Origin of the sequence: Paraflavitalea sp. CAU 1676 (assembly GCF_029223285.1) — a bacterium.
In the GTDB taxonomy this organism is placed as follows: domain Bacteria; phylum Bacteroidota; class Bacteroidia; order Chitinophagales; family Chitinophagaceae; genus Paraflavitalea.
In genome coordinates, this window is sequence record NZ_JARHUJ010000002.1 from 137723 (window position 1) to 162296 (window position 24574).

General features: G+C 50.5%; 19 protein-coding genes. 11 read left to right on the top strand and 8 right to left on the bottom strand.

The features are described 5' to 3' along the window. Positions 1-181 precede the first annotated feature (181 nt). The gene (locus P2H89_RS05320; RefSeq protein ID WP_275825518.1) at positions 182-1153 is read right to left on the bottom strand and encodes a hypothetical protein; all 972 of its coding nucleotides are present in this window, start codon (positions 1151-1153) and stop codon (positions 182-184) included. Between the two features lie 155 nt (positions 1154-1308). On the opposite strand from P2H89_RS05320, the gene P2H89_RS05325 reads away from it, so the two are divergent. Together P2H89_RS05325 and P2H89_RS05330 are read left to right on the top strand one after the other, a co-directional pair. Beyond that, entirely contained in the window at positions 1309-1914 is a 606-nt protein-coding gene (locus tag P2H89_RS05325) for a sigma-70 family RNA polymerase sigma factor (RefSeq protein WP_275825519.1), read from the top strand. Positions 1915-1943: 29 nt separating this feature from the next. Next, positions 1944-2759, top strand: a complete 816-nt coding sequence (locus P2H89_RS05330; RefSeq protein ID WP_275825520.1) for a tetratricopeptide repeat protein — start codon at positions 1944-1946, stop codon at positions 2757-2759. A 577-nt stretch (positions 2760-3336) separates the two neighbouring features. Here the strand turns inward: P2H89_RS05330 and P2H89_RS05335 are convergent. The 3 genes from P2H89_RS05335 to P2H89_RS05345 all read right to left on the bottom strand — a co-directional run bounded on the left by P2H89_RS05335 (position 3337) and on the right by P2H89_RS05345 (position 4674). After that, positions 3337-3513, bottom strand: coding sequence for a hypothetical protein (locus tag P2H89_RS05335; protein WP_275825521.1), 177 nt, complete (start codon positions 3511-3513; stop codon positions 3337-3339). Positions 3514-3748: 235 nt separating this feature from the next. Further along, positions 3749-3985, bottom strand: a complete 237-nt coding sequence (locus tag P2H89_RS05340; protein ID WP_275825523.1) for a hypothetical protein — start codon at positions 3983-3985, stop codon at positions 3749-3751. An 80-nt stretch (positions 3986-4065) separates the two neighbouring features. After that, positions 4066-4674: a hypothetical protein gene (locus P2H89_RS05345; RefSeq protein WP_275825524.1), complete on the bottom strand. Its 609-nt coding sequence runs from the start codon at positions 4672-4674 to the stop codon at positions 4066-4068. Positions 4675-4907: 233 nt separating this feature from the next. On the opposite strand from P2H89_RS05345, the gene P2H89_RS05350 reads away from it, so the two are divergent. After that, positions 4908-6482 carry a beta-N-acetylhexosaminidase gene (locus P2H89_RS05350; RefSeq protein WP_275825525.1) on the top strand — a complete coding sequence of 525 codons (1575 nt, stop codon included), beginning with the start codon at positions 4908-4910 and terminating at the stop codon, positions 6480-6482. 39 nt (positions 6483-6521) lie between these two features. After that, a complete protein-coding gene (locus P2H89_RS05355; protein WP_275825526.1) occupies positions 6522-7523 on the top strand; it encodes a PH domain-containing protein in 1002 nt (333 codons plus the stop codon). Positions 7524-7808: 285 nt separating this feature from the next. Here P2H89_RS05355 and P2H89_RS05360 read toward each other — a convergent pair whose 3' ends face one another. Both P2H89_RS05360 and P2H89_RS05365 read right to left on the bottom strand, forming a co-directional pair. After that, positions 7809-9308, bottom strand: coding sequence for an NAD(P)H-hydrate dehydratase (locus tag P2H89_RS05360; protein ID WP_275825527.1), 1500 nt, complete (start codon positions 9306-9308; stop codon positions 7809-7811). A gap of 205 nt (positions 9309-9513) precedes the next feature. Further along, positions 9514-10836, bottom strand: a complete 1323-nt coding sequence (locus P2H89_RS05365) for a serine hydrolase domain-containing protein (protein ID WP_275826338.1) — start codon at positions 10834-10836, stop codon at positions 9514-9516. A gap of 409 nt (positions 10837-11245) precedes the next feature. Between P2H89_RS05365 and serA the strand changes: the two genes are divergently transcribed. From serA to P2H89_RS05380, 3 genes are read left to right on the top strand one after another with little or no spacing between them, the layout of a single operon-like run. Continuing rightward, positions 11246-12484, top strand: a complete 1239-nt coding sequence (serA, locus tag P2H89_RS05370) for a phosphoglycerate dehydrogenase (protein ID WP_275825529.1) — start codon at positions 11246-11248, stop codon at positions 12482-12484. A gap of 10 nt (positions 12485-12494) precedes the next feature. Continuing rightward, positions 12495-13826, top strand: a complete 1332-nt coding sequence (locus P2H89_RS05375; RefSeq protein WP_275825530.1) for an AAA family ATPase — start codon at positions 12495-12497, stop codon at positions 13824-13826. Between the two features lie 2 nt (positions 13827-13828). Beyond that, positions 13829-15085: a tetratricopeptide repeat protein gene (locus P2H89_RS05380; RefSeq protein WP_275825532.1), complete on the top strand. Its 1257-nt coding sequence runs from the start codon at positions 13829-13831 to the stop codon at positions 15083-15085. Positions 15086-15147: 62 nt separating this feature from the next. Here the strand turns inward: P2H89_RS05380 and P2H89_RS05385 are convergent, their stop codons facing one another. After that, entirely contained in the window at positions 15148-15699 is a 552-nt protein-coding gene (locus tag P2H89_RS05385) for a hypothetical protein (protein ID WP_275825534.1), read from the bottom strand. Positions 15700-16033: 334 nt separating this feature from the next. Beyond that, a complete protein-coding gene (locus P2H89_RS05390) occupies positions 16034-16939 on the bottom strand; it encodes a MerR family transcriptional regulator (protein WP_275825535.1) in 906 nt (301 codons plus the stop codon). 177 nt (positions 16940-17116) lie between these two features. On the opposite strand from P2H89_RS05390, the gene P2H89_RS05395 reads away from it, so the two are divergent. The 4 genes from P2H89_RS05395 to P2H89_RS05410 all read left to right on the top strand — a co-directional run bounded on the left by P2H89_RS05395 (position 17117) and on the right by P2H89_RS05410 (position 24411). Next, positions 17117-18649: a S26 family signal peptidase gene (locus tag P2H89_RS05395; protein WP_275825537.1), complete on the top strand. Its 1533-nt coding sequence runs from the start codon at positions 17117-17119 to the stop codon at positions 18647-18649. A gap of 171 nt (positions 18650-18820) precedes the next feature. Further along, positions 18821-19306, top strand: coding sequence for a cytidine deaminase (locus tag P2H89_RS05400; RefSeq protein WP_275825539.1), 486 nt, complete (start codon positions 18821-18823; stop codon positions 19304-19306). Between the two features lie 131 nt (positions 19307-19437). Next, on the top strand, positions 19438-21993 hold the full coding sequence (locus tag P2H89_RS05405; protein ID WP_275825540.1) for a hypothetical protein: 2556 nt from the start codon (positions 19438-19440) through the stop codon (positions 21991-21993). 162 nt (positions 21994-22155) lie between these two features. Beyond that, a complete protein-coding gene (locus P2H89_RS05410; protein WP_275825541.1) occupies positions 22156-24411 on the top strand; it encodes a GH92 family glycosyl hydrolase in 2256 nt (751 codons plus the stop codon). The last annotated feature ends 163 nt before the right edge of the window (positions 24412-24574 follow it).

The following is a 24574-nucleotide window of genomic DNA, read 5'->3' on the forward strand; positions in this document are numbered from 1 at the left end:
GAACGGTTCAAAAATATAGCCATAAAAAAGGCTGCCTCTTGCGAGGCAGCCTTTGGAGGTACGGTGAACCGACTGATTAGTCCCGGAGATAAGCCTGATGACTGATTGAACTTTTTGAAAGGAGCGGTAGCCATATTCACTCAGCATTTCATCGTCCCGGGCTACCGCTTTATGCAGATCATTACTGTATCGAAGCAAGGAAAGCATCTACTTCAGCTTGCGTTGACTTGTGGATCGGCGCATCAATGTGTTGGTTGGCGCTGATGGTGATGCTTTGTGTACCGAACTGGATGAAACCATCGCTGTCTTTACCGATCAACACCAGGTGAGCCTGTGAACCAATGGGCAGCGAGTTCTGATAAGATTCAAATTTCTGAATGCTGTTGTTGTAAGGGAAAGTGATCACGGTGCTGATGTTCTTGAAAACCAGGATCACTTGCAGGTCAGATACGAGGTTGTTGTCCTGGAAAACCGGTGACACCGTTACTGTGGTCTTGGGGTTGGGATCGCTGTAGAAGCGGTCGCAGTTTACCCAGGTAAAACCAGGCAGGGTGAATGTGTAGCTGTTAGGTCCGTTTCCAAAAGGATAGTAAGGAGCGGGAACCCAGGTCGTAGGCGTTTGTTGGGTTTGACCGCCGCCGGTACCGGTGCCACCACCGTTGGGGCCTGGATCACGTTTCTCCTGTACGAACAATCCCATATCGCGTTGATTCATCACCTTGGGCACTTCTACCTGGATGCCCTTATCGCCCAGTTGGGGATTGATGCGCAGGTTCTTGCCATCCTTGTTGGCCTTGATCTCGAGCTCGCCACCCGATTCCAGGAGCTTGCCATTCGATTCGGTCATTACACCGGAGAGCAATACATCTTTCTTGCTCAGTACTTCTTTCAACGTAACAGTTACAGTACCACTTACGATCGCGCCGTCGCCATCAACGAAAGCGTTGGCAGGGAAATTTACTTTGGTACCTTTTTCACCGATGATGGCGAAGCCACTGGCGGCATTACCACTGAAGGTTTGCGTAGGGATCTTGTTAGCAGCCCAGAAAGCTTCAGCGCGGGCATATTGGGGAGCATCTTGATTTTTCTTGCAGGAAGTAAGTGCTACGATAGAGGCAGCTATCACGGAGGCTGCAAATAATGAACGTTTCATAACTGTCGATTTTTTGGTAGTGCCTACTCTTTTTTGGGGGCTTTTCGGCATCCGCCCCTTGCGTGTTCACAGGTATATCAGCAGGCCGGTATTTTTGTTACCCCCTTGCCGGGAACTTTTTTTAATTATTTTTACCGCTTGAAGAAATACGGGCCTTGTGCAATGGATTTCATTCACTTATAAACCTTACGATTATTTCTACCCTCCTTCATTCCGACCAGCGCTACATCCAGGCCCTGCTGGATAATGACATTCCTGTGGTGCGTGAGATATATAATAAGTATGCTTCGAAAGTGAAGCAATATATATTGGCCAACAGCGGCAGCGAAGACGATGCAGCCGATATATTCCAGGAGTCGCTTGTAGACATCTATAATCAGGCAAAACACAAGGACTTACAGCTTACCTGTCCGTTCGAACCATTTTTGATCATTGTTTGTAAACGGAAATGGCTCAATGAGTTGAAAAAAAGAGGCCGGCAGCCGGTAACAAAAGAGGTGGATGATGTATCTATAGGCGAAGACGCATTTGCCATGGCCGAGCAGCTGAAGCTGAACAATGAAAAGATGCAGGTATTCCTGCAGTGCTTCGAAAAGCTGGGCGAGAGCTGCCGGGAGATCATCCGGAAATGTATGAGTGGAGAAGACCAGGAGCGGATAGCCGAACAATTAAAAGTGACCTACGGTTACCTCCGTAAAAAGAAGAGTGAATGCATGGCGTCTCTTACGCAGCTGGTGCAACAACAGCTGCGGACGCAGTAAGCCGTACCTAACCAATAATAATCAGGATTATGAACTTCACGAAAAACGATATACCCCGGTACCTCAGCGGCGATATGTCGCCCGATGAGGAAGCGGCGTTTGAGAAGGCGCTGCAAACCGATACCGAACTACAGGAGCTGTTGAACCTGCACCGGGAGGTGGAACGTTCCTTGCAGCAGGAGTGGGGACAGGATGAGCAACGTGACCAGTTAAAAGCGACCATGCAGACGTTGCGCCAGGAGTATTTTGGTGGCGAACAGCAGGCCGGCGCGCAAGGTGAGGGTAAAGGACTGCACGCTGTACAATCCGGAGCTTCAGCCCAGCAAGGAATCGCAGGCCCCAAACCCGGCAAGCTGGTTTCCTTTAAACGGTATGTAGGCGTAGCAATAGCTGCCGCTGCGGTGTTGATCATCGCAATATTTGTTTGGAATCCATTTGCAGGCAATTTGTATGATAAGTATGCGGATACGCAAATGATCTCGCAGGTAGAGCGGGGTAGTCATGTCGATTCAGTATTGCAGGAAGCTACCACGGCTTTCAACAGCAAAGACTTTACGGTGGCAGCGGTTAACCTGGCCGAGGTGGTGCAAAACCAACCCGATAACAGTTATGCACTGTTTTACCTCGGGGTATCCTTGCTGCAAACCGATCAGGTAACATATGCCAGGGCCATCTTCGAAAAACTGTTCAAAGGCGAGTCAGCCTTCAAATACGAAGCCTGCTTTTACGAAGCCCTCAGTTTCCTGAAAGACAAAGACAAGGATACCGCCAAAGACTGGCTCGAAAAGATCCCGGCCGATGCACCCAATTATAAGAAAGCACAGGAGTTGATGCGGAAGTTATAGGGGAGGAGATTGTGGCAATGTAAGACGCAGCAGTCCATGGCATCAATGTCATGTTATGTCATGTCAATATGTGGCATTCGATCAAAAAGACTGGCTGAAATTTGGAACCCCCATCAGGTTTGTAGTACGTTTGCCACACAGGACCGTTGGAGTGTATACGAAGATCTTAAAAAGGGTCGAATGGCCAGATGTGCATCAGCGCAGAAATTTTCCGAAGGTACCGGTTCCGTACCGCTCCCGTACCCGTTCCGTACCGCTCCCGTACCGGTCCCGTATAAATAGCACAACTTTTAAATCGAGCCTCTTTCTCCAAAAGCGGAAGGGTAGTGGACGTCCACCCATCGGCAATATCGATCCCTCCAATAAAAAAAGCCCGGCTCGGTGGCCAGGCTTTAATAATTATTTTATAAAGTTCGTATTCGCGGGCTCGCCGCTATCGAACCTGCCTATTGCATGTGCCTGCCTCTAAGCGCAGGTGTGTTGCCTACCTGTTTGCGTTCCGGCAGGCAGATAACGTTCCGGTAGTTGAAAGAAAACCGGCATAACCTTTTTTCGAACTGCACTATCAGCGACAGGTTCATAAACAATCATTATCTCTTCCTTTAAAGCAGCTGTCAATAGGCGGCGGCATCTTCAGTTCAACAGGCGATTTAGCAGCTACTTTCAATGCGGGTGTAACCGTTTTTTCCTTAGCTACTTTTACAATTTGCAGCGTCGATTCTTTCTTAGCAGGGTTCTTTGTGAAGCTGTTCATAAAGTAATCGTTTTAAGTAAATGATATAGCAGGATACGGGCGGTCGCGTAGAGGTGGCCGCTCATTTCGGTTGAGTATGGGGGTAGGTTTGGCAACCGGTCTTCACCGGGTACAATTCACTTTGATGTTAGTTGGATTGGCTTGGCTTAGCTGAGAAATTTCCTGACGAGTTTTTGGGTGTTTCGTCCTTACTATAAAGATACGGTTGAATCGAATCAGTTCTTCACTTTTATAATTATTTAATCCGGGATTGAATGAGGAGCCCAACCTTGTTCACCAGCCCTGCCGGGCGCTGCTCATCGACTGTCCATTGATCGCCCGATTTTGAGAGGTTGCCAAATAGGGTCTCATTGAGCACAACATGGTATGAGCGGGGCGTACCGTTTATTCGCGCCTCCTCAGAAGGTGTAACCCATCCCTGGTAAGCGATGCCGTCATGTTCCAGGGCGATATCAAAAGTCTTTTGATTCATGGGGAAGAAATGGTTTAGTGGCAGTGAAGCTTGCAAAGCTTATGCCACCACCCCATATGTTGTCGGGCGAGCCGTTTGTGTTAATTATACACCACCTGGCTTGGTGGATTACGCCATTTTCTGACGCTGAAGAAACCAGCAACCAGGAGCGTGAGTGCGCCCACGATCAGCACGCCATGAGTGCCCAGTTGCCGGGCTATCCAAATAAACATATATTGAGTGCCCTGGTTGCGTGTAGTTACAGTTACCGAACCTCCTGCTTCCAGCGTACGGGCTTCATCCCATAAAACGTAGGTAAGAGTAAGAGATAGGCAGAATATAAACAAGGGTACTTCTACAGATTTCCACTTATTCTGCTGCTTTACGTCACGTTTGAATCCCTTCAACTGCCGCAAATAATCGGCCACCAAATCAGCTTCATACAACTCCTGAAACTTAAGCACCCGCTTTTTCTTACCGAGTTGTACCACTAGTTCTTTGGGCTTTTGTTCCAAATGCCGCAGAGCAGTTATGTCGGCCACATTATACTCCCTTCTTTCATGGAGCCAGCGGCGCATGCCCTGCACATGAAATTTTGCCATGAACTCATCATAACTGTAGCATTTTTTGCTCATCAGCAACAGCTTCTCATCCGTAACACAAAGGCCTCTCATCCTGTTGTCGTTTTCAAGTGCGAATACCTGGTCCATCTTAATTAAGGGATTGTTGGGGGCCTAAATATAATAGGTATCCGCAGGTAATCCAATGTTGCCAGACGAAGATCGAACAACGGAGGCTGAAAGCAGCCGCCTTTGACGCTGCTGATGCGTGGTCAGATGATCCGCATTTACCCCGCGAAATCCGCAATCGTTTGTGTTACAAAGAGAAAGGTGAATCATGTATCTTGAGCGCAACTAATCAACTTATGAAACTTAACTATAACTTGTCAAGAATTGCAAGCCTGGTTGTTCTGATCACACTGTTACAACCTGCCACTGCCCAAAATACCTGCCCCATCATACCCCTGCCTGTCGAAAGCAAACAGGTGTCTGGTGCCTTTACATTCGATGGTCAAACGACCATTGTTGTCAACGAAAAGTCTCTGCAGGGGGTGGCTAAGTACCTGCAGGAAGAATTGGCGAAAAGGAAAGGCGCAACATTGAAGTTGGGGACAGCGACAAAGGGGCAACTGATCAAACTACAGACGGTGATCGCCAAGCCCCGGCCGGGAGAAGACTATAGCCTGAAGATGAGCCCCCGGCAGGTGTTGATCACCAGCCAAACGGTAGCGGGCGTATTCAACGGTGTTGTGTCCTTTCTCCAGCTTGCCACATCCAGCCCCGATAATTCGGTTCCCTGTTGGCAGGTCGTAGACTGGCCTCGTTATGCCTGGCGCGGCTTCATGCTCGACGAATCGAGGCATTTCTTTGGCAAAGAAAAAGTGAAGCGGCTACTCGATCAGATGGCATTCTATAAACTCAATCGCTTTCACTGGCACCTCACCGACGAACCCGGCTGGCGGATCGAGATCAAACAATACCCCCGCCTGGCACAGGTGGGTGGCAAGGGCAGTTATACCGATACGACCGCGCCGGTTAAATATTACACCCAGGAAGAGATCAAAGAGATCGTAGCCTATGCGGCCAAAAGGCAGATCGTGGTGATCCCGGAAATAGACATGCCGGGTCATGCCACCGCGGCCAATAAGGCCTACCCGGAGCACAGCGGCGGCGGATCCGATAAGCATCCTGAGTTTACTTTCAATCCTGGCAAGGAAGCAACCTACCAATACCTCACCAATATACTCAAGGAAGTAAATGCATTATTCCCTTCGCAAATGATCCATATCGGCGGCGATGAGGTGAGCTTTGGGAATGATAAATGGTTAAGCAATGCCGACGTAAAAGCATTGATGGCCCGGGAAGGCCTTATGGATGTAAAGGCAGTAGAGTTTTATTTTATCAAACGCATGGCCGACTCATTGGCGAAAATGAATAATAAATGCCTGGCCTGGGATGAAGTTGCGCAGGCCGACCTGAATCCGAAACAAACCATCGTATTCTGGTGGCGGCAGGAACATCCAAGGCAGTTGTCTACTTCGCTGGCCAAAGGATACCCGGTGGTATTATGCCCGCGCTTACCCTTCTACTTCGATTTTGTGCAGGACAGTACGCATAAGTCGGGCCGCAAATGGGGCAATAAAAAACAATACAACTCGCTCGAGGAGGTGTATAATTTCTCCGTGGCCGGCGTTGAAGGCTGTAGCGATACATCGCGCAGCATACTGGGCATTCAGGCCAACTTGTGGACCGAAACGATCCGTACAGAGCAGCGCCTCGATTTCATGACCTTTCCGCGCCTGTGTGCGGTGGCAGAAGCTGCATGGACTCCCGCAGCCCAAAAGGATTTCCCTAACTTCAATCAACGGCTCCAAAAGCAATTGCCGTTGTTAAAGCAACAGGGCATCCAGTACTACGATTACGGGCAACCGCAACAATCGCCCGAGCCGGTGCGTTAGTAGCCACAATAAATGGTAACTTAAACCTAAAGCCCAAACGTGAGGAAGTACATAAAAAGCAAAAGGAATCTGGTCTCTCTCATCTTTATGTTAATGTTTCCGGGTTTGCTATTCGGTGGTGGAGGCTTTATAATGCTTGGGGCTATCATAAAAGGCCATTTGGTAGGGAGACCCGAAGAGGCAAAAGTCTATTTCCTTGTAATATTACTGTTGGGCTTGTTTATAGCGATGTGGTATGCCACATTAGTCAAATGGCCTGCCATTACCATTGATACTGCGGGAATCAGATTTCGCTTGTTTTTTCGCACCCGGTCTTATAGCTGGAATGAAATCTCCAAAATTCAGCTCACAGGTAAACGCAAGTATAAGTTCTTGCATATCGTCGTTCCGGCAGAGGCCGTTACAATCAGGTTACATGATGGGCGAGAAATACCCATTTGGGAAAGTAACTACAGGAATATGCCAGCACTACGCCTGGTACTTCAAAGAGCTGCGGCATTGCTAAAATTGCCTGACAATTCCATGAAGAACCTTGATTTTAGTAAGGTTGAAAAGGAAGCAGGTGTGTCTGATATGGAAGTTGGGACAGGCAAATTGTACAAAGGGAATTATTTGCTTTCTGGCGCCATGATTGCTATTTACGCATTCATAGTATTGATATTCATTCTGGATAGAATGTTATTTAGTGAATTTAAGAAACAAATATGGGTATCACTGCTCAATTGGACCATATTAGTAGTTGTCTGCTGGCCAATGACCATACAGCTATATTATTTTGAAATAACGAATCATTACCTCGTCGTTCGCCATCATTTATTCTGGTGGCATAAAAAAAACTACGCCATTGGAGATATTATGGAGCTTGTAGTAGAGGCGCCCGGCAAGCGTTCCAATTCTCTGCGGATCATTACCAATGATTTTAAAACAAGGATCTACACAGCCGATTCAATTCGTGCCAAAGATTGGCCGGAGTTTATTGAAGACCTTCGTGCTCGCGGACTAACTGTTCGCGATGAGCTGTTTGGTGGATTGGGTCATTGAATCTGTCGCATTCATTGTAGACAAATACTATTTGTAGGTCGTTAAATGATGCTGTCATTCGTTTCTTTACACAGAACGGTGGCACGTTAGGCAAAGCGGATGCAGAGTGTAGTAGGATAATCAACTTGTAGCAGGATTTTGGCAGGAACAATATTTTCGCTTAATCTCGATCATATAAGACTACGATAAACGAAAGTGTGATATCATAGGGAAAACCCTGAAATTATTAAGGCCACGCAAGTGGCCTATTTTTTTGCCCACTCACCGTTTGCCCTTGTTGATTAGTTATAAAACAAGTTGATGAAACGCATCTCCCAAATACTCCACGATATCCGAAGCGATCAACGATTCCTGTGAGGTATAGGAAACGGCCAGGTCGCCGGCAAGGCCATGCAGAAATACACCGGCAATCGCTGCCTGTGCGGCAGGGTAGCCCTGCGCCAGCAGACCGGTAATGATGCCCGTGAGTACATCGCCGCTGCCGCCCGTTGCCATACCGGGATTGCCCGTACTGTTGAAGTAAGCAATGCCCTCGGGCGTTGCCACCAGTGAATAACGGCCCTTCAGCACGATCACGATCTTCAACGCCGCAGCCCGCTTCAACGCCAGTTGTATCCGCTCAAAGTCATTCGCCGATTTACCAAACAAGCGCTCAAACTCTTTAGGGTGGGGGGTAAGGATCGTATTCGGAGGTAGCTTGCCCAGCAGTTCCTGGTGGCGCGACAATACATTCAAGGCGTCCGCATCCAGTACCAGCGCCTTACGGCTTTGCTGAAAGATAGTCTCGAACAATTCGCGGTGCGTGGTATACTGGCCCATACCCGGACCCGCACCCACCACATCATACTGGTTCAGGTTCACCGCCATTTCAATATAATCTTTGCCGGCCGTATACGTCATCGCCTCCGGCACAGCAATCTGCATAATATTGTAGCCAATAGCCGGGATATGCGTTGTGAGTTTGCCCACACCGCTGCGCATACAAGCCTTCGAAGCCAGCGTCGCCGCACCCATCATGCCCTGACTCCCCGCAATAATAGCTGCATGACCGTAAGTGCCCTTGTGCGAAAACTTACTGCGCGGTCTGATGATCTGCTGCACCAACGCCTGGTCGATCCATTCATAAGCCGCTTCCCGCGTACCAGGGAAATCAGGATGCAATCCAATATCGAGAATATGCAGCGAGCCTACATAGGGTTCATTCTCGGCCACCAGGAAAGCCAGCTTATAACATTGAAACGATAAAGTATGGTCGGCCCGCACCACGGTGTTACCAACCGAGCTGCTATCGGCCATCAGGCCCGAGGGGATATCGATAGCGATCACTTCATTGCCGCTTTGGTTGATATGTTCTACCACTTGGGCTGTCAGCCCGTCGAGTGGCCTGTTGAGGCCCGACCCCAATAAGGCGTCGAGTACAATGTCGCCAGCTGTCAATGCCGGGATCGTCTCCGCCGAAGAGATGAACTTGACCACCGCCTTGCCGCCATGCAGCCGCGCGAGGTTGGTTTGAAAATCATCCGTACCCATATGGCCAAACTCGAGTATGTACACCGTCACCGCGTGTTCGTCTTCCGACAGCATCCGCGCGATCGCCAGTCCATCCCCACCATTATTCCCCTTGCCGCAAAACACCACATAGCCCGCATCGGCCGGCCGGTAATGCTGCAGCCACTCATAACAGGCTTGAGAAGCACGTTCCATCAGGTCGATCGAGGCAATAGGTTCTTGTGAAATGGTATACTCATCCCAGGAGCGGATGTCAGGGGCTGTAAAGATATACATGGCTGATTTTGAATGTAACTGTAAAATACGTATTTATACGATAGTTTGTCGGGCTGTTGAGTAGTCGGCAGAAATGACAGGGTAGATGAACAGGATCGCCCGTTACCGTTAACCAGCTGATAACGATCCTCCACGAAAAGACAAAGGCCGATGCGGGAGCTACCTGCATCGGCCTTATTATTTTTAAACCACGTCGACAGCTTCCTTACTTCCTGGCGGCTTTGCCGGCATAGGAGGTCGTCGTGCTTCTCTTTTTGGTGGTCTTCTTCGATTTGGTGTTCTTGGCCAGCAATTGCTTTTTGGAGCTGGTGTAGCGTTTACCCCTGCTGCTCTTACGCACCGGTGTATTGCGGGCAACCCGGTCGTCGTCGCTGCCGCGGTCTACATGCTGCATATAATCGCCGAAGTAATCGGCCATTTCTTTCGCGGTGTAGATATTGCGGGCGTCGTTGTTGCAAAGGGCCACGATGGTTACATCTTCATCCAGCAGGCGCACGAAGATCGTGCGGTTTCCATGCCACCAGCCTGTGTGGTAAATGAGCTTCTTGCCATTCTTCAATACATACATGCGCCAGCCCAGACCATAATTGTGTGTGCCGGGTTTCTCGTTGCTGTACGGGGTGTAGGCGGCGTTGAGCGTTTCGGGTGTAAAGAAACGGCCGCTGCTCAGTGCCTGGTCCCACTTCAACAGATCGCGGGGCGTGCTGTAAATATTCTTGTCGCCATACACCATGTCGAGGAAGTCGAAGGCGTATTGGCGTCCGTTGTAATAATAGGAGGGGAGACTGCGGGCCGAGTCCGCACGGGTGAACACATAGGTGTCGCGCATGCCGAGCGAATCGAAGAAGGTATTCTTCAGGTAGTCGCCGTAAAACTGGCCACTTACTTTCTCCACGATCAGCGCCAGCAAAGCGTAGTTCGTATTGGAGTAGCTGAAGCCACGGTCGGGGCGGCCCACCATGATCTTCTTGCGGTTGGCGATCAGGAAATCGAGCACATCCTGGTTGGTCATGATCTTCTTGCGGTTCCAGCCCAGCGACGACATATAGTGATCGTACTTGGGGAGGCCACTGCGGTGATTCAGCAACATACGCACCGTAACGCCGGTACAGGGAAAACCGGGCAGGTAAGCGCTCACCAGGCTATCGATCTGCAGCTTGCCGTCATTCCACAACTTCAGGGTCGCCATGGCCGTAAAGGTCTTGGAAACCGAAGCGAGGTGGAAAGGTGTGGTAGCCGTAATGGAATCGCCATAACCCCGGGGGTTCTCAAATCCCGAGTATTTCTCGTACAGGACCTGCCCGTTGCGTGCCACCAGGATACTGCCATTGAGCTTTTCGCCAAAGGTGGTATCGATGAATCCCTTTACGAGGTTAAAATAGTAACTATTTGAATCTGAGAGATTTGAGTTGGAGGCGGCAGCAGACACGGTCACCTGTCCGGTGGATGCCGTCAGCATTGCTGGTTGTTTATCACTGAGTTGCGCACAACCAATCGCAAAAAGGCTTAGTGGTATGAACCTTAGCATGGTTTTCAAAAGGACTATTTTATGTTGGGTTAGTGATCCGCGAAAATACCGAATTAATCACGGATTTAGGCCCGTTCATGAACAATTTCACATAATATTTGTAACATAAAGCACTGATAAATACTTCATTCTATCTGTTCCGGACAGCCCCTTCCGCAAACGTTGCCGGGCTTCTCTTTTTTCCATGTCCATTTTTTGCGACATATTTGCACCCCGGAACATGGATAGCATCAATTATTGATCTGTGTTGAAGGATTTTTATAGAATTGGTGATTCTGGTAGATTTTTTCCAACACTCTCCCCATTTCTGTAACTAACTGTAAATCCCTCTGGCTTGCCTGGCATGCTGTTCTGACCATACCGGAACTGTTGACCCGAGATTACTTAACGCAAAAGATGAGCCATCATTATGAGCGAGAAAAAAAATACAAGTTATCCGAAGGAGAAAATTAACATTCTCTTCCTCGAGAACATCAGCGACGCAGCCGTTAAAAATTTTAAAGATGCCGGTTACGCCTCCGTGCGCAAGCTGGGCGGCGCCCTTACCGAAGACGATCTCGTGCGTGAAGTAAAAGACGTGCACCTGCTCGGTATCCGGTCCAAGACAATGATCACCCCACGCGTGCTCGAAGCAGCCAAAAAGCTCCAGGCCATCGGCTGTTTTTGTATCGGTGTAAACCAGGTCGATCTCAAGAGCGCCACCGAACAGGGCGTCGTGGTATTCAATGCCCCTTATTCCAACACACGTTCTGTGGCAGAGCTCGTGATCGGCTTGTCGATCATGCTCATCCGCCGCATTCCCGATAAAAACATTGCTGCCCACAAAGGCATCTGGATGAAAGAAGCCAAGGGAAGCTATGAACTCCGCGGTAAAACACTCGGTATCATCGGCTACGGTAATATCGGATCGCAGGTAAGCGTACTGGCCGAAGCGCTGGGTATGAAAGTGATCTTCTACGACGCAGTAACCAAACTGCCACTCGGCAATGCCACCGGTAGGAAAACATTGAAAGAGGTGGTCAGCACCGCTGATATCATATCACTCCACGTACCCGATACAGCGGCTACGAAGAATATGATCAACAAGAGCGTGTTGAAGAACTTCAAAAAAGGATCTATCCTCATCAACTACGCCCGTGGCGAAGTGGTCGATCTCGATGCACTGGCCAAATGCCTGCAGGACGGACAAATTGCCGGTGCCGCCATCGACGTATTTCCCTGGGAGCCTGAAAAGAACGGCGACAAGTTCACGTCCCCCTTGCAGGAGTTGCCCAACGTGATCCTGACACCCCATATCGGTGGTTCTACTGAAGAAGCGCAAATGAATATCGGGGAAGATGTAAGTAATAAATTATTCCAGTTCCTGGAAATGGGCATCACCAATGGGTCACATACAGTGCCCGGCCTCAACCTGCCACCGCAGGAAGGAACGCACCGTATCCTCCACATTCACCGCAACGTACCGGGTGTATTGTCGGAGATCAATACCCAATTGTCCAAAGCGAATATCAATATCCTCGCGCAATACCTTAAAACCAACGATGAGATCGGCTATGTCGTATTGGATGTGGATCGCAAGATCTCCGACACCGCTTTCCAATTGTTAAAAAAGGTGAAGGAGACGATCAAGGTGAGGTTGTTGTATTAATTTAGCCAGCATGAATGATCACATCAAGAGCTTGCAGGAAGCGCTGCAGGTGTCGCCCGATAATGTACCGTTGAGGCTTCACCTGGCAGAAGTATTGTTGCGCGAGAAAATGTATACCGCTTCGGCCGAGCAGTACAGCGAAGTGTTGGGCCGTAGCTATGGCAACACCAAAGCAAAACTGGGATTGGCCGAAGCCTGGTTCTACCAGCAGAAATATTCTGCCGCCATTATCATCTATGAAGAGCTGTATCCCAGCCTGCCATCCGATGCGATGGTGTTCTTCGTAAAATGCCTCATTCGTGAAAACTCCCTGCACCAGGCAGTGGAAGTTTACCAAAAAGTGGTGGCCCTGAGTCCTGAATTCCGCGACGAAGAGATCGATAGCAAACTGCGCATGGGCAACAACAACGCCCAAAGCCTCGAGCACGACGACCTCCTCGACGACGGCGAACTGCAAGGCAATTCAGGCGGCTATTTCCTCGAAAAGCCCACCATCGACTTCTCACATGTGGGCGGCATGAAGCGTATCAAGGATGAGATATCCATGAAGATCATTCAGCCGCTCAAGAATCCCGATCTCTACAAAGCATTTGGCAAAAAAGTAGGCGGAGGCATCTTGCTGTACGGCCCTCCCGGCTGTGGCAAGACCTATATCGCCAAAGCGACTGCCGGAGAGATCCATGCAAAATTCATCAGCATCGGTTTACACGACATACTCGATATGTGGATCGGCAACAGCGAAAAGAACCTGCACGGGATCTTCGAGCTGGCCCGCAAAAACGCCCCCTGTGTACTCTTCTTCGATGAAGTAGACGCCATGGGCGCCAGTCGTGCCGATCTGCGCCAGTCGGCCATGCGCCATGTCATCAACCAGTTCCTGGCCGAGATGGATGGCGTTAACTCCGACAACGAAGGCGTATTGATCCTCGCCGCCACCAATGCACCCTGGAGTGTGGATGCGGCCTTTCGCCGGCCCGGCCGCTTCGACCGCGTCATCTTCGTAGAGCCGCCCGATGAGCAGGCACGCGAAGAGATCATCAACGCCATGCTCAAAGACAAACCGGTCAAGGATATCGATAGCCGCAAACTGGCGAAAGAAACGCCCGATTATTCCGGCGCCGACATCAAAGCCATGATCGATATCGCCGTAGAAGACAAGCTGCGCGAATCGATGGCCAGCGGCAACCTGCAGCCATTGGGTACCAAAGACCTATTGAAAGCAGCGAAAATACACCGGCCCACCACCCTCGAATGGTTTTCCTCGGCACGCAACTATGCCCTGTATGCCAATGAATCGGGTCTGTACGACGATATCCTGAAATTCCTGAAGATCAAAAAGTAACCATGACCGAAGCAGCACCATTCCTCGAGCGGGCAAATCTCCTGCTGGCCCAGGGCCGTCCCAAAGATGCCGAAAGGCAGCTGGCCGAAGCCCTGCGCATAGAGCCGGAGAACGATTATGCCCTCGGCCTGCTGGCAAGGTGCAAATTCGATCAACGGCAATTCAGGGAAGGCATTGAGGTCATAAAACGCGCCATCACTGTAATGCCCGATGAAGGGTATTACTTCTACCTGATGGCTTTTGGTCATTACCAGCTCGATCAAAACCCGCCGGCGCTCAAGTACCTGCAGCGTGCTGTAGAATTGAGTCCCTGGACAGCGGAGTTCTTCGGCCTGTGGGCCCTCGTGCTGCTCGATGAAAAGGATTTTGAACAGGCATTGGAGCGGGCTAATGAAGGCCTCGCTGTAGATGCGGAAAATATCACCTGCCTCAATGTGCGCGCTACCGCCTTGAACAAACTCAAGCGCGTAGACGATGCCATCGAGACCATGCAGGATGCACTCGAAAAGGATCCCGAAAACGCCTATACGCACACCACAGTAGGGTGGAACCTGCTGGAGAAAGGAAGGCACAAAGATGCCGCAAAGCATTTTCGCGAAGCCCTGCGCCTGCAACCCAACCTCGATGGCGCCCGCGAAGGATTGAAGCAGGCCCTCAAATCAAAGATCCCGCCTTACAAATGGCTATTGCAATACAGTTTCTGGATCAATAACAAAGGCAAGAATGCGCGTTGGGCCATTCCGCTCGGCATCTACCTGGGCGTGCAGGTCATTGGCCGCTTATCCGAAAAAGGAGGCGACAACCTCGCTGCGGTAGGCCTGGCCGTTGGCGGATTGTATATATTGTTTGTGATCACCAGCTGGGTGATCAACCCGCTCGCTAATTTTTTCCTCTTGTTCCATAAAGACGGCAAGTATGCGCTGAGCAGCCGGGAGAAGGCGAATGCACTCGCGCTCATTGGTGCACTCCTGACCGGATTGTCGCTGGTCATTGTCGGTTTCTTTATGCCCGGCAGCCCCGAACACGTAATACTGGCCGGTTTTGTGGCCATGTCGCTGGGATTGCCGCTGGGACATATGAATTTCCCGCTGAGGGTAAAAGGCAATTCACCCGTGCAATGGTTTGCCATGGCCCTCGTTGTCTTTGGCCTGGTGACCATCGGCTTTGCACTGACGGGCACCGCCATCGGTTCTACCATCCTGATGATCTACCTCGTTGGCTTCGTCCTGTACACCTGGGCGAGTATATTCGGCCGGTAGACGTAAATTGAAACTACATTCAATCATATTTTAATAGAGCCGGCCACCATCGCTGGCTTTTTTTACGGTCCTGCGCCCAACGCTTCACTCCATGCGTAGTCTGTAAACGTTTGCAGGTATTGTTGGCGGAACAATCGGTCGCGCCTGCGCCACGCTTGCACTTCAGCGGGATGGGTTTTGAACAGGTTGATGCACGCGTCGTCGTTTACTATACGTAGTTGAGCAACGCGCGACCGGCAAGGTGGTCTCAACCTGGTGTGGTAACCAACTGGCGGCGGGGGATGGCTGCCTGCATAATGATCCGTGAGATATTCTATGATGTCGTCTTTGCTCCACTGGTATTTGAGCCAGGTGTTTGCTTCACCCACGAGTTTGCGAAAGAGTTTATGTTTTCTGCGATGGGGCGGCAACAGTGCATAAATGGTTGATGCAATGGTCGAGGCCATGCCCAACAGCCCGGCATACTTCATCGTTTTTCGGAAGGCAGGGTCAGTCTTTACCCGCTCGGCAGTGAGCGAACTGCGGCCCCGCATAAAATACTCATCGTTCCGCATATAGATCGTCACCGCGCCCACGGTGCCGATAAATGGAGGAGGGGAGGTAAGCCGTGCCATAAAAATGTTTTACCTAAAGTTACGGGACAGCGCAGGTTATAGATTGGACGGTGTTACAAACCGTGGCAATCCGTGGCATTTAGTGGCTTTCCGTGGCATTTTAACAATTCGTTGCAGGTTCAATAGGCTGGTTGTTCGGCCACTTACAGCCGTATCTGCTTCGTACCAAAGCCGGTCCTAGCTATGGCCTTCTATGCGTTTCGGCCGGTCCTCCTTCGTGTTTCATTCGCTGTTAAAGCGCACTTGCCTAAGCGGGTACCGAACAAATACCGAATGAGTTATGCGTGAGGTAACAAGGATCCCCCCAGTTTAGCATACGTATAACGCCCGATTGTTATCGAGCTTTCGAAAAAGCGACCAATGCTTCCGCGCCCTTCAGCAACTGTACATTGCCGGGAATGCCGCGCGAAAAGTAGGTGCCATTACGCGAACCGGAGAAGATGATCTCCTTTTGGGGAAACAGCTTCGAGAGGTGATGCAGGTAATCGCTGAGGTCGCATCGGATGAGATTGGTGATGAGGTGGAAATAGACCTGGGTGATGGGGCGGTCGGGATGTTCCGTTTCGTAGTGTGCGCAGATGGTGTGGAGCTCCTCCGTTTTTACATTACTCCCAAGGTATAAATAGGGGATGCCGTTCTTGCGAAGCATGTATTGCATGAACAGCAGGGGAATCTCATGCAGCTCCCCGTAGGGTGTATACAATACCACACGTCTTTTACTGGAAGGAGTGGGACGGTCAAGGCGGTCGATGGCCGTCAGCATCTTGCGGATGATGATGGCGCTGGAAAAATGTTCCTGGGCGGGCATCACGTTGCCGGCCAGCCACAAATGCCCGATACGGCGCAACAGGGGAAACACCACCTCCATAACTGCCTTTTCAAAGCCCGTTTGCAATACGAGGTTATCCAGCGACGCCTCGAACCGGTCCGTGGCAAGGTCGATCGTGGCTTCTGTTAACTGATTGATGAAAATTTCGTAGTTCTCCTTGTCGGGCCGCAGGTCGAGGGCCAGGCGGGAAATATCGTCCTCCGATAAACTGGCTATCCGGGATATTTTGTAGCCGTGATGGTACAAAAAAGCTACCCTTAGTATCTGTTTCAGGTCTTCACTGTCGTAAAGCCGGTGGTTGCTGTGCTTACGCCTGGGCCGTAGAATACTGTGCCGCTGTTCCCAGATCCGGAGCGTATGTGCTTTAATACCAGTCAGATTTTGGACATCGCGTATGGAAAAAAAGTTCATATTACTGTAACAAAACGAAAGATATGCCAACTAATACTACTGTTCAAATCCTGTTTAAGGGAGGGGAAGCGCATTCCCCATGCCCGTGCACAATATATTGGTAAAATCCTGGTTAATACCCCGTTGCCATGACAATTAAAACGGTATTTTTGCCCGGAATTTTTTAAAATAGACAGCATGAGTTCACACGACCTGACCGTCATTATTATCATTTCGCTGCTGATTGTACTATTGCCTGCCGTAGGATTGTACAAAATGTTCCAGAAAGCTGGTATACCGGCCTGGAAAGCTTTTGTACCCTTCCTCAATACCTGGGAAATGGTAAGGGTTACGGGTATCAGAAAACACTGGTTCTTCTGGCAGTTCATTCCCGTAGTAGGTTGGTTCATCAGCCTCTGGATACTGGTGGAGTTCGTAAAACTCTTCAACAAGTTCCGGTTCCTGCAGCATGCCGCCACTGTATTGGTTGGTTTTGCCTACCTGCCCATGATCGGTTTCGACGAAAAAGAGAAATACTACGGTCCGGAGATCGTGAAGAAGCATAAGAAGTCTGCCGCCCGCGAATGGATCGACGCTGGTGTGTTTGCCGTAGTGGCTGCCACGCTCATCCGCACTTTTGTGTTTGAAGCTTATACCATCCCCACGGGGTCGATGGAAAAAACACTCCTGGTGAACGACTTCCTGTTCGTGAGCAAGCTCAGCTATGGTCCCCGTATACCCAATACGCCGCTGGCCGTGCCTTTTGTACACCATACCTTGCCGATCACCAATTCCAAATCATATTCCGAACTCATACACATACCATACACCCGCTGGTTTGCCAGCCCGGTAAAGCGCAATGATGTGGTGGTATTCAACTTCCCCGCAGGCGATACCGTCATCAATCTCGAAGAGTACCAGTCCAGGTATCCTTACTACGACGTTGCCTGGGATAAAGGTGGCCAGAACATGGATGCAGGCCGCCAGATCATCCTCTCGAATCCCGAAGACTTCCCCCTGATCGTTCGCCCCGTTGATAAGAAAGAGAATTACATCAAACGTTGTGTGGCAATTGCAGGTGATACCTTGCAGATCATCGATGGCGTGTTGTACGTGAACGGCGAAAAAGCCTTCCTGCCTCCCAAGATGCAACTGCTGTATGAAGTGACGGTGAAAGTACCCCAACTCGACTATGATGTATTGAAAGAAGAATACGACTTCGCCAAAGCCGACGACAGCGAGATCATGCCTATGGGCGGCAACCGCTATGCGATGTTGCTGACGAACGAAGCCAAGGATAAGATGATCAAGAATGGACTGATCGACAGCGTGAAAGTGTCCAAACAGAATCCCGATTCCAAGATATTCCCCCGCGATGGCAAACACCATTGGCAGGTTGATGATTTTGGTCCGCTGTGGGTGCCTAAAAAAGGAGCTACCCTCACCATCACCGACGACAACTTCGCCATGTATGAGCGCGCCATTCGTGTGTACGAGCACAATGAGCTGGAGCTGCGCAATGGTAAATACTATATCAACGGTCAGGAGACCAACAAATACACCTTCAAGATGGATTACTTCTGGATGATGGGCGACAACCGCCATTATTCGCAGGACAGCCGCTTCTGGGGTTTTGTGCCCGAAGATCATGTGGTAGGTGAAGCCTGGCTCATTTGGATGAGCTGGGATAAAGGCGTGCGCTGGAACCGTATGTTCAGCAGCATTCACTAAACGCATCAACGCCGGTGAACCGGATAACAGCCGGTGCTCCGCATTAATAAAATTTGAAGTCCGAAAGGCAGCCAGTAAATTGCGTAACGCAAATTCGCTGGCTGCCTTTCGGTTTTTAGAACAAGCCTGCCGGCGCCAGGCAGCCTTCGCGGGCCCCTTCAATCAGCATACATGAAAACAACAGAATACCGTTTCTCTTACGAAGTATACGACGCAATCGATGAGTTGGCCCCGGAGGATGCGCTGCTGTTGCGCCGGGCGCTGCAGATGACCCAAAACGCCTGGGCGCCCTATTCGCGCTTTCGGGTGGGGGCAGCCGCCCGTATGCAGAACGGAGAGATCGTAACCGGCGCCAACCAGGAGAATGCGGCTTATCCGGCAGGCCTCTGCGCCGAAAGTGTACTGTTGTCTACTGCCGGCGCCACCTGGCCCGGATTGCCCATCGATACCCTGGCGGTTAGTTATGAAGGCGACAATATACCCAATGATCATCCCATCAGCCCCTGTGGTATCTGCCGGCAAAGACTCCAGGAATTTGAAACACGCACACAACATCCGATACGCCTTATACTGGGTGGCAGTACCGGCAAAATATACATCATACCCGATGCTAATCTGTTGATGCCACTGGCTTTTACCGCCAATGAGCTGCCTTAAGGAGCAGTTAACAACAACAGGTTTATATTCTTTTCGTTGCCCGTTGACCGGTTCCTAAAAATTGCCGTTAACAATCCTGATTAATACGGTAGAATAATTAATTTGTACTTTATAATTAGTTTCGCTTGCTTATGGGGAGACTCCTTTTATTGGTATGTTCATTGTTGCTGGCTAACATCGTATGCGCCCAATCGCACGGCTTACGGTTTTCGAGCCATGAGGTAGTGCCTGAAAAAAGGACTTCGCTCAACCTGACCCCCGATGAACCGCTGTGCCTGGGCCAAACGACCGACATCAGCTTCGAGCTTTCCTTCACGCCCCACCTGGAAACCTATTTCGGCTATATCCTGCGGCTGGTTACCAACAATAACCAGAACATCGACATCGTCTACAACCAAAAGCTGCGGCGCTTCAATGCCGTGATCGGTGAAACGGTCTCCGGCGAATTTGAGATCGACTCCGTACAACTGTACAGTCAGTGGAGCAAGTTGAAGCTCACACTCAACCCTGCCAGCCAGGAAGTGAGTTTCTTCCTCAATCAACGGCCCATCGGTAAAGGCAAGGCCAATATTTCATCTTCTACCTGTTACCAGATCATATTCGGCACCAACGATTATCCCGGGTTCAAGATCACCGACATTCCGCCGATGAACATCCGGGATATCCGAATCAGCGAAGGCAATAAGGGCATTGCTTATTTCCCATTATCGGAAAGTAGCGGACCCGTTGCCCTCGATTCCGTGAAGCAAAGAAAAGCGACGGTGAGCAATGCCGGCTGGATCAAACCCCGCCACCAGAACTGGGTGCAGGCTGCTGCCATTACCACCAAAGGATCGGCCAGCGTGGCGTTTGATAAAAAGAACGAGCGACTGTTCATCGTTGCCAAAGATTCCCTGTACCAGTATTCCTTCCGCAACGGTCAGTTATCGGGTGTATTGCTGGCAACACGGCGCGATACGTTGTCACCGGGTAGTCAGTCGGTGTACGACGATAAGAATGGCGTGCTGTACAACATTAATATCGACGAGAAGCTGGTAAGCGCCTATCAGCCCCAGGCCAATCGCTGGAGCCAGGAGTTTACGGCTGGTCCCCTCACCATTTACTGGCAGGCGAACAAATTCATATCACCCGCCGATAGTGCGCTATATATAATAGGAGGGTATGGCCAATTGCAATACCGCAATGACGTGCAGCGGTACAGCTTTGCCACCAGGGAATGGGAAACCATCGATGTAAAGGGCGATTTTCTGATGCCCCGTTACCTGGCCGCCCTGGGTACCAGCGAGGCCTGTGATACGGCCTGGTTGATCGGCGGGTTTGGCAGCAAGACCGGCGATCAAACCATCAACCCGCGGCATACTTACGACCTGCTTTCTTTTGATGTAAAGACCCGCTCCTTCAAAAGTCTTTTTTCCCTGAAAGAACCAGCGCGGCCCTTTTGTTTTGCCAACAGCCTCGTTATCGATGGCGCGGCGCGGCAATATTACGCGCTCATACACCCGATCGATCGTTTCAACTCGGCCCTGCAGCTCATGAAAGGTTCATTGCAGTCGCCGGAGTATGAACTGATGGCTGATAGCATTCCCTATGCCTTTCATGACATAGAATCATTTGCCGACCTGTACTATTGTGCAGCCAGCAAAAAACTGGTGGCCGTTACCCTGTTCACCGATAAGAATAATGTGAGCAGCGTAAAAATATATACGCTCGATTTCCCTCCCAATAAACTGGCGGTAGTTGAACCACCAAAAGCTGCCGCTTCCAATGACTGGATCTGGTTCCTGGTAGCTGGCGGCCTGGTAGCCGGTGGTGTGCTGTTGATGATGTGGCGGAGAAGACAACTGCGTCAGGCACAACAAGCCAAAATGTATACACCACCACCAGCTGTTGCATCGGCGGTGGCTGTTGGGCAGTCAGATGCCGTGGCTGGTATTGCACAGGAGCCGGCCATGCAGAAAGAGGCCGCTGCCATTTACCTCTTTGGCCCCTTCGAAGTATTCGACAAGGAAGGCAATGATATCACGAAACTGTTCACCCCGCTGTTGCGCGAACTGTTCCTGTTGATACTGACCTATACCGTCAAGGATGGCAAAGGCATTGCCTCCGAAAAACTGTACGAAACGCTGTGGGGCGATAAACCCCTGAAAGATGCGCGGAACAATTTTTCAGTGAACGTGGTAAAGCTGAAGGGCATCCTCGAAAAAGTAGGGGAGTGCCATATCGGTAAAGAGTCGGGCAAATGGAAATTCGACGTGCTGCACAATTCCATCCGGGTCGATTACCAGCATTACAGCGACCTTGTTTCGAATGCCGGCAGCAGCACCAGCAAAGCCCTCGCGCAGGAATTGGTACAGGTGGCCGGTCGGGGCGCCTTCCTGGGTACCATGCATTACAGCTGGCTCGATGACATCAAATCGGAAGTATCCGGCAAAACCACCGATATACTCTTAAACTATATCTCCCGCGCCGATCTGAACACCGAGGCGGAATTCATCATCCGGGCGGCCAACTGCATTTTCATCTTCGATCAGCTGAACGAAGATGCCCTGGCCTGGAAATGTAAAGGCCTCATACTCCTGGGGCGGCACGGTATGGCCAAAGATGCTTACCTCAAGTTTGCCAAGGAGTACCGGGAGAACTATGGGCAGGAGTTCGATCAATCATTCGCCGACGTTACAGGCCAATGACCCATGGAGCCCCCTGTCTTTGCCCCGGTTCCTCACTAATTTTTCATAAAAAACTAAAAAACAGGACATTAATTTCCCAATTAATGCTTTTGTTAATGCCCTTATTAGCATCCCACGGCTTTATTGCAGGAAGAAATTTCAACGAAACTGATTGCCTGCGATATGAAAAAGACCCTGCTCATTGTAGTGCTTATATGCAACGTAACTGTTCTGATGGCCCGTCAGCCGGCCAAAGCTGCTTTCATCAATCCCGACAGGTCCGTACTCGGATTTCTCGACCCCACCATCGGTAACGTGGGTCAATTGCTCGAACCTACCCGGCCCACCATCCAGCTGCCCAATCAAATGATCCGGGTAGCGCCTCAAAGAAAGGATTATCTCGATAACCAGATATCCAGCTTCCCCCTCAATATCGTATCGCACCGCCTGGGACAGGTATTTTCCATCAAACCATCGGTAAAGCCGGTAGCCCGCGAAAGCTGGCAGGCCCGCATGACCTACGACCACGACCTCGAAGTCAATAACCCCTGGCATTATGCTACCTGGCTCATCGATGATGAGGTGGGAGTAGAGTTTACCCCAGGCCGCAAAGCCGGCGTTTATCGCTTCCGTTTTCCGGCATCGGCCCATAAAGCGCTGCTCTTCGATGTGTACAATGGCGACGAAGCACAATACAATTTCCCCTCAGCTACCGAGATCACCGGATACGAGACCTGGCATGGCGACGTAAAGGTTTACCTGTATGGCGTTTTCTCCGTGGCGGGCAAGCCGGGTGTGCTGGTTGATGGTCAGGTGCAAAACACCAACACCATTACCGGCCGCGGGGTGAAGGCATTCCTGAGTTTTCCAACCACAACCGGTGAAGTGGAACTGCGCTATGCGATCAGTTATGTGAGTGCCGATCAGGCGAAAAAGAATTATGAGCAGGAGTTGAAAGGAAAGTCGTTTGCCGCCATAGCCGATAACGGAAAAAGGATATGGGAAGAAACGCTGACACAGATAAAAGTGGAGGGCGGTACCGAAGCCCAGAAGCGTTCTTTCTACACGGCCTTGTACCGTTGTTACGAAAGAATGGTCGATGTATCGGAGAATGATCAATACTACAGCGGCTACAATAAACAGATCAATAAAGACAAACGTCCTTTTTATGTGGATGACTGGGCCTGGGATACTTACCTGGCGCATCATCCCCTGCGCATGATCCTCCATCCGAAGCAGGAGGAAGACATGCTGCAATCGTACGTGCGTATGTACGAGCAAAGCGGCTGGATGCCCACCTTCCCGGTGCTCTTCGGCGACCATGCCTGCATGAACGGATTTCATTCATCGGTAGTGGTGCTCGATGCCTGGCGCAAGGGACTGCGCAACTTCGATATACAAAAAGCCTATGAGGGAATGCGTAAGAATGCGACCGATGCAACCATCATTCCCTGGCGCAATGGTCCTAAAACAGCACTCGACGATTTCTACCACAGTAAAGGATACTTCCCGGCCCTGGCTCCTGGCGATAAAGAAACGGAAGCTCTCGTCGATAAGTTTGAAAAACGGCAGGCGGTAGCGGTTACCCTCGGTACCAGCTACGACGACTGGGCGCTTGCACAGCTGGCGAAAGACCTCAATAAGCAGGACGACTACCAACGCTTCTCTGCCCGCGGCCTCAATTATAAAAACCTGTGGCATCCCGAAAAGAAGTTCTTCCTGCCCAAAGATGATAAGGGCAACTGGATCAACATCGACCTCAAGTTCGATGGCGGTCCCGGCGGCCGGGATTATTACGATGAGAACAATGGCTGGACCTACCTGTGGCAGGTGCAGCAGGATATACCCGGCCTGATCGACCTCATGGGCGGTAAGCAGGTATTTGAGAACAGGCTCGATCAATTGTACCGCGAAGGCCTTGGCCGTGGCAAACATGAGTTCTGGAATAAGTTTCCCGATGCTACCGGCCTGGTAGGACAGTTCTCCATGGGCAACGAACCCAGCTTCCATATTCCCTACCTGTACAACTTCACGGGCTCACCGTGGAAAACACAAAAGACCACGCGCTTCCTCCTGGATGTATGGTTTCGCGATAACGTGTTCGGCATTCCGGGCGATGAAGATGGTGGTGGCATGACAGCGTTTGTGGTATTCTCCTCGATGGGCTTTTATCCTGTAACACCTGGTTTACCGGTGTATACTATCGGCAGTCCGCTCTTCAGTAAAGTCACGATCGATCTGCAAAACGGTAAGCAATTCCGCCTCACGGCCAACAATTGTTCCGTAGTCAACAAATACATCCAAAGCGCGAAGATGAATGGCGTGGTGCTCAATACGCCCTGGTTTACCCATGATCAATTGATGAGTGGCGGACACCTGGAACTGGAGATGGGCCCCAAGCCCAACAAGAGCTGGGGCACCGGAAGCGCGGGGTTTTAGGAAGGAAATTTTCTGTTGCAGTACCACGAATTGCCTGCCTTAACAAGGCGGAGCACCGTAAGGACAACAACGGAAGGCTGTAAAGCCGACTAAATAATTTCTGCGCCTGATAGTTATCGGGAACAGGGATCATTGCTGAAACGAGGGGTGCAGCTTTAGGCAG

Bases quoted from the DNA above. Each gene is read 5' to 3' on its own strand.
- P2H89_RS05320 (WP_275825518.1), bottom strand. From the start codon at position 1,153: ATGAAACGTTCATTATTTGCAGCCTCCGTGATAGCTGCCTCTATCGTA.
- P2H89_RS05330 (WP_275825520.1), top strand. From the start codon at position 1,944: ATGAACTTCACGAAAAACGATATACCCCGGTACCTCAGCGGCGATATG.
- P2H89_RS05335 (WP_275825521.1), bottom strand. From the start codon at position 3,513: ATGAACAGCTTCACAAAGAACCCTGCTAAGAAAGAATCGACGCTGCAA.
- P2H89_RS05340 (WP_275825523.1), bottom strand. From the start codon at position 3,985: ATGAATCAAAAGACTTTTGATATCGCCCTGGAACATGACGGCATCGCT.
- P2H89_RS05345 (WP_275825524.1), bottom strand. From the start codon at position 4,674: ATGGACCAGGTATTCGCACTTGAAAACGACAACAGGATGAGAGGCCTT.
- P2H89_RS05360 (WP_275825527.1), bottom strand. From the start codon at position 9,308: ATGTATATCTTTACAGCCCCTGACATCCGCTCCTGGGATGAGTATACC.
- P2H89_RS05365 (WP_275826338.1), bottom strand. From the start codon at position 10,836: ATGCTAAGGTTCATACCACTAAGCCTTTTTGCGATTGGTTGTGCGCAA.
- serA (WP_275825529.1), top strand. From the start codon at position 11,246: ATGAGCGAGAAAAAAAATACAAGTTATCCGAAGGAGAAAATTAACATT.
- P2H89_RS05375 (WP_275825530.1), top strand. From the start codon at position 12,495: ATGAATGATCACATCAAGAGCTTGCAGGAAGCGCTGCAGGTGTCGCCC.
- P2H89_RS05380 (WP_275825532.1), top strand. From the start codon at position 13,829: ATGACCGAAGCAGCACCATTCCTCGAGCGGGCAAATCTCCTGCTGGCC.
- P2H89_RS05385 (WP_275825534.1), bottom strand. From the start codon at position 15,699: ATGGCACGGCTTACCTCCCCTCCTCCATTTATCGGCACCGTGGGCGCG.
- P2H89_RS05390 (WP_275825535.1), bottom strand. From the start codon at position 16,939: ATGAACTTTTTTTCCATACGCGATGTCCAAAATCTGACTGGTATTAAA.
- P2H89_RS05395 (WP_275825537.1), top strand. From the start codon at position 17,117: ATGAGTTCACACGACCTGACCGTCATTATTATCATTTCGCTGCTGATT.
- P2H89_RS05400 (WP_275825539.1), top strand. From the start codon at position 18,821: ATGAAAACAACAGAATACCGTTTCTCTTACGAAGTATACGACGCAATC.
- P2H89_RS05405 (WP_275825540.1), top strand. From the start codon at position 19,438: ATGGGGAGACTCCTTTTATTGGTATGTTCATTGTTGCTGGCTAACATC.
- P2H89_RS05410 (WP_275825541.1), top strand. From the start codon at position 22,156: ATGAAAAAGACCCTGCTCATTGTAGTGCTTATATGCAACGTAACTGTT.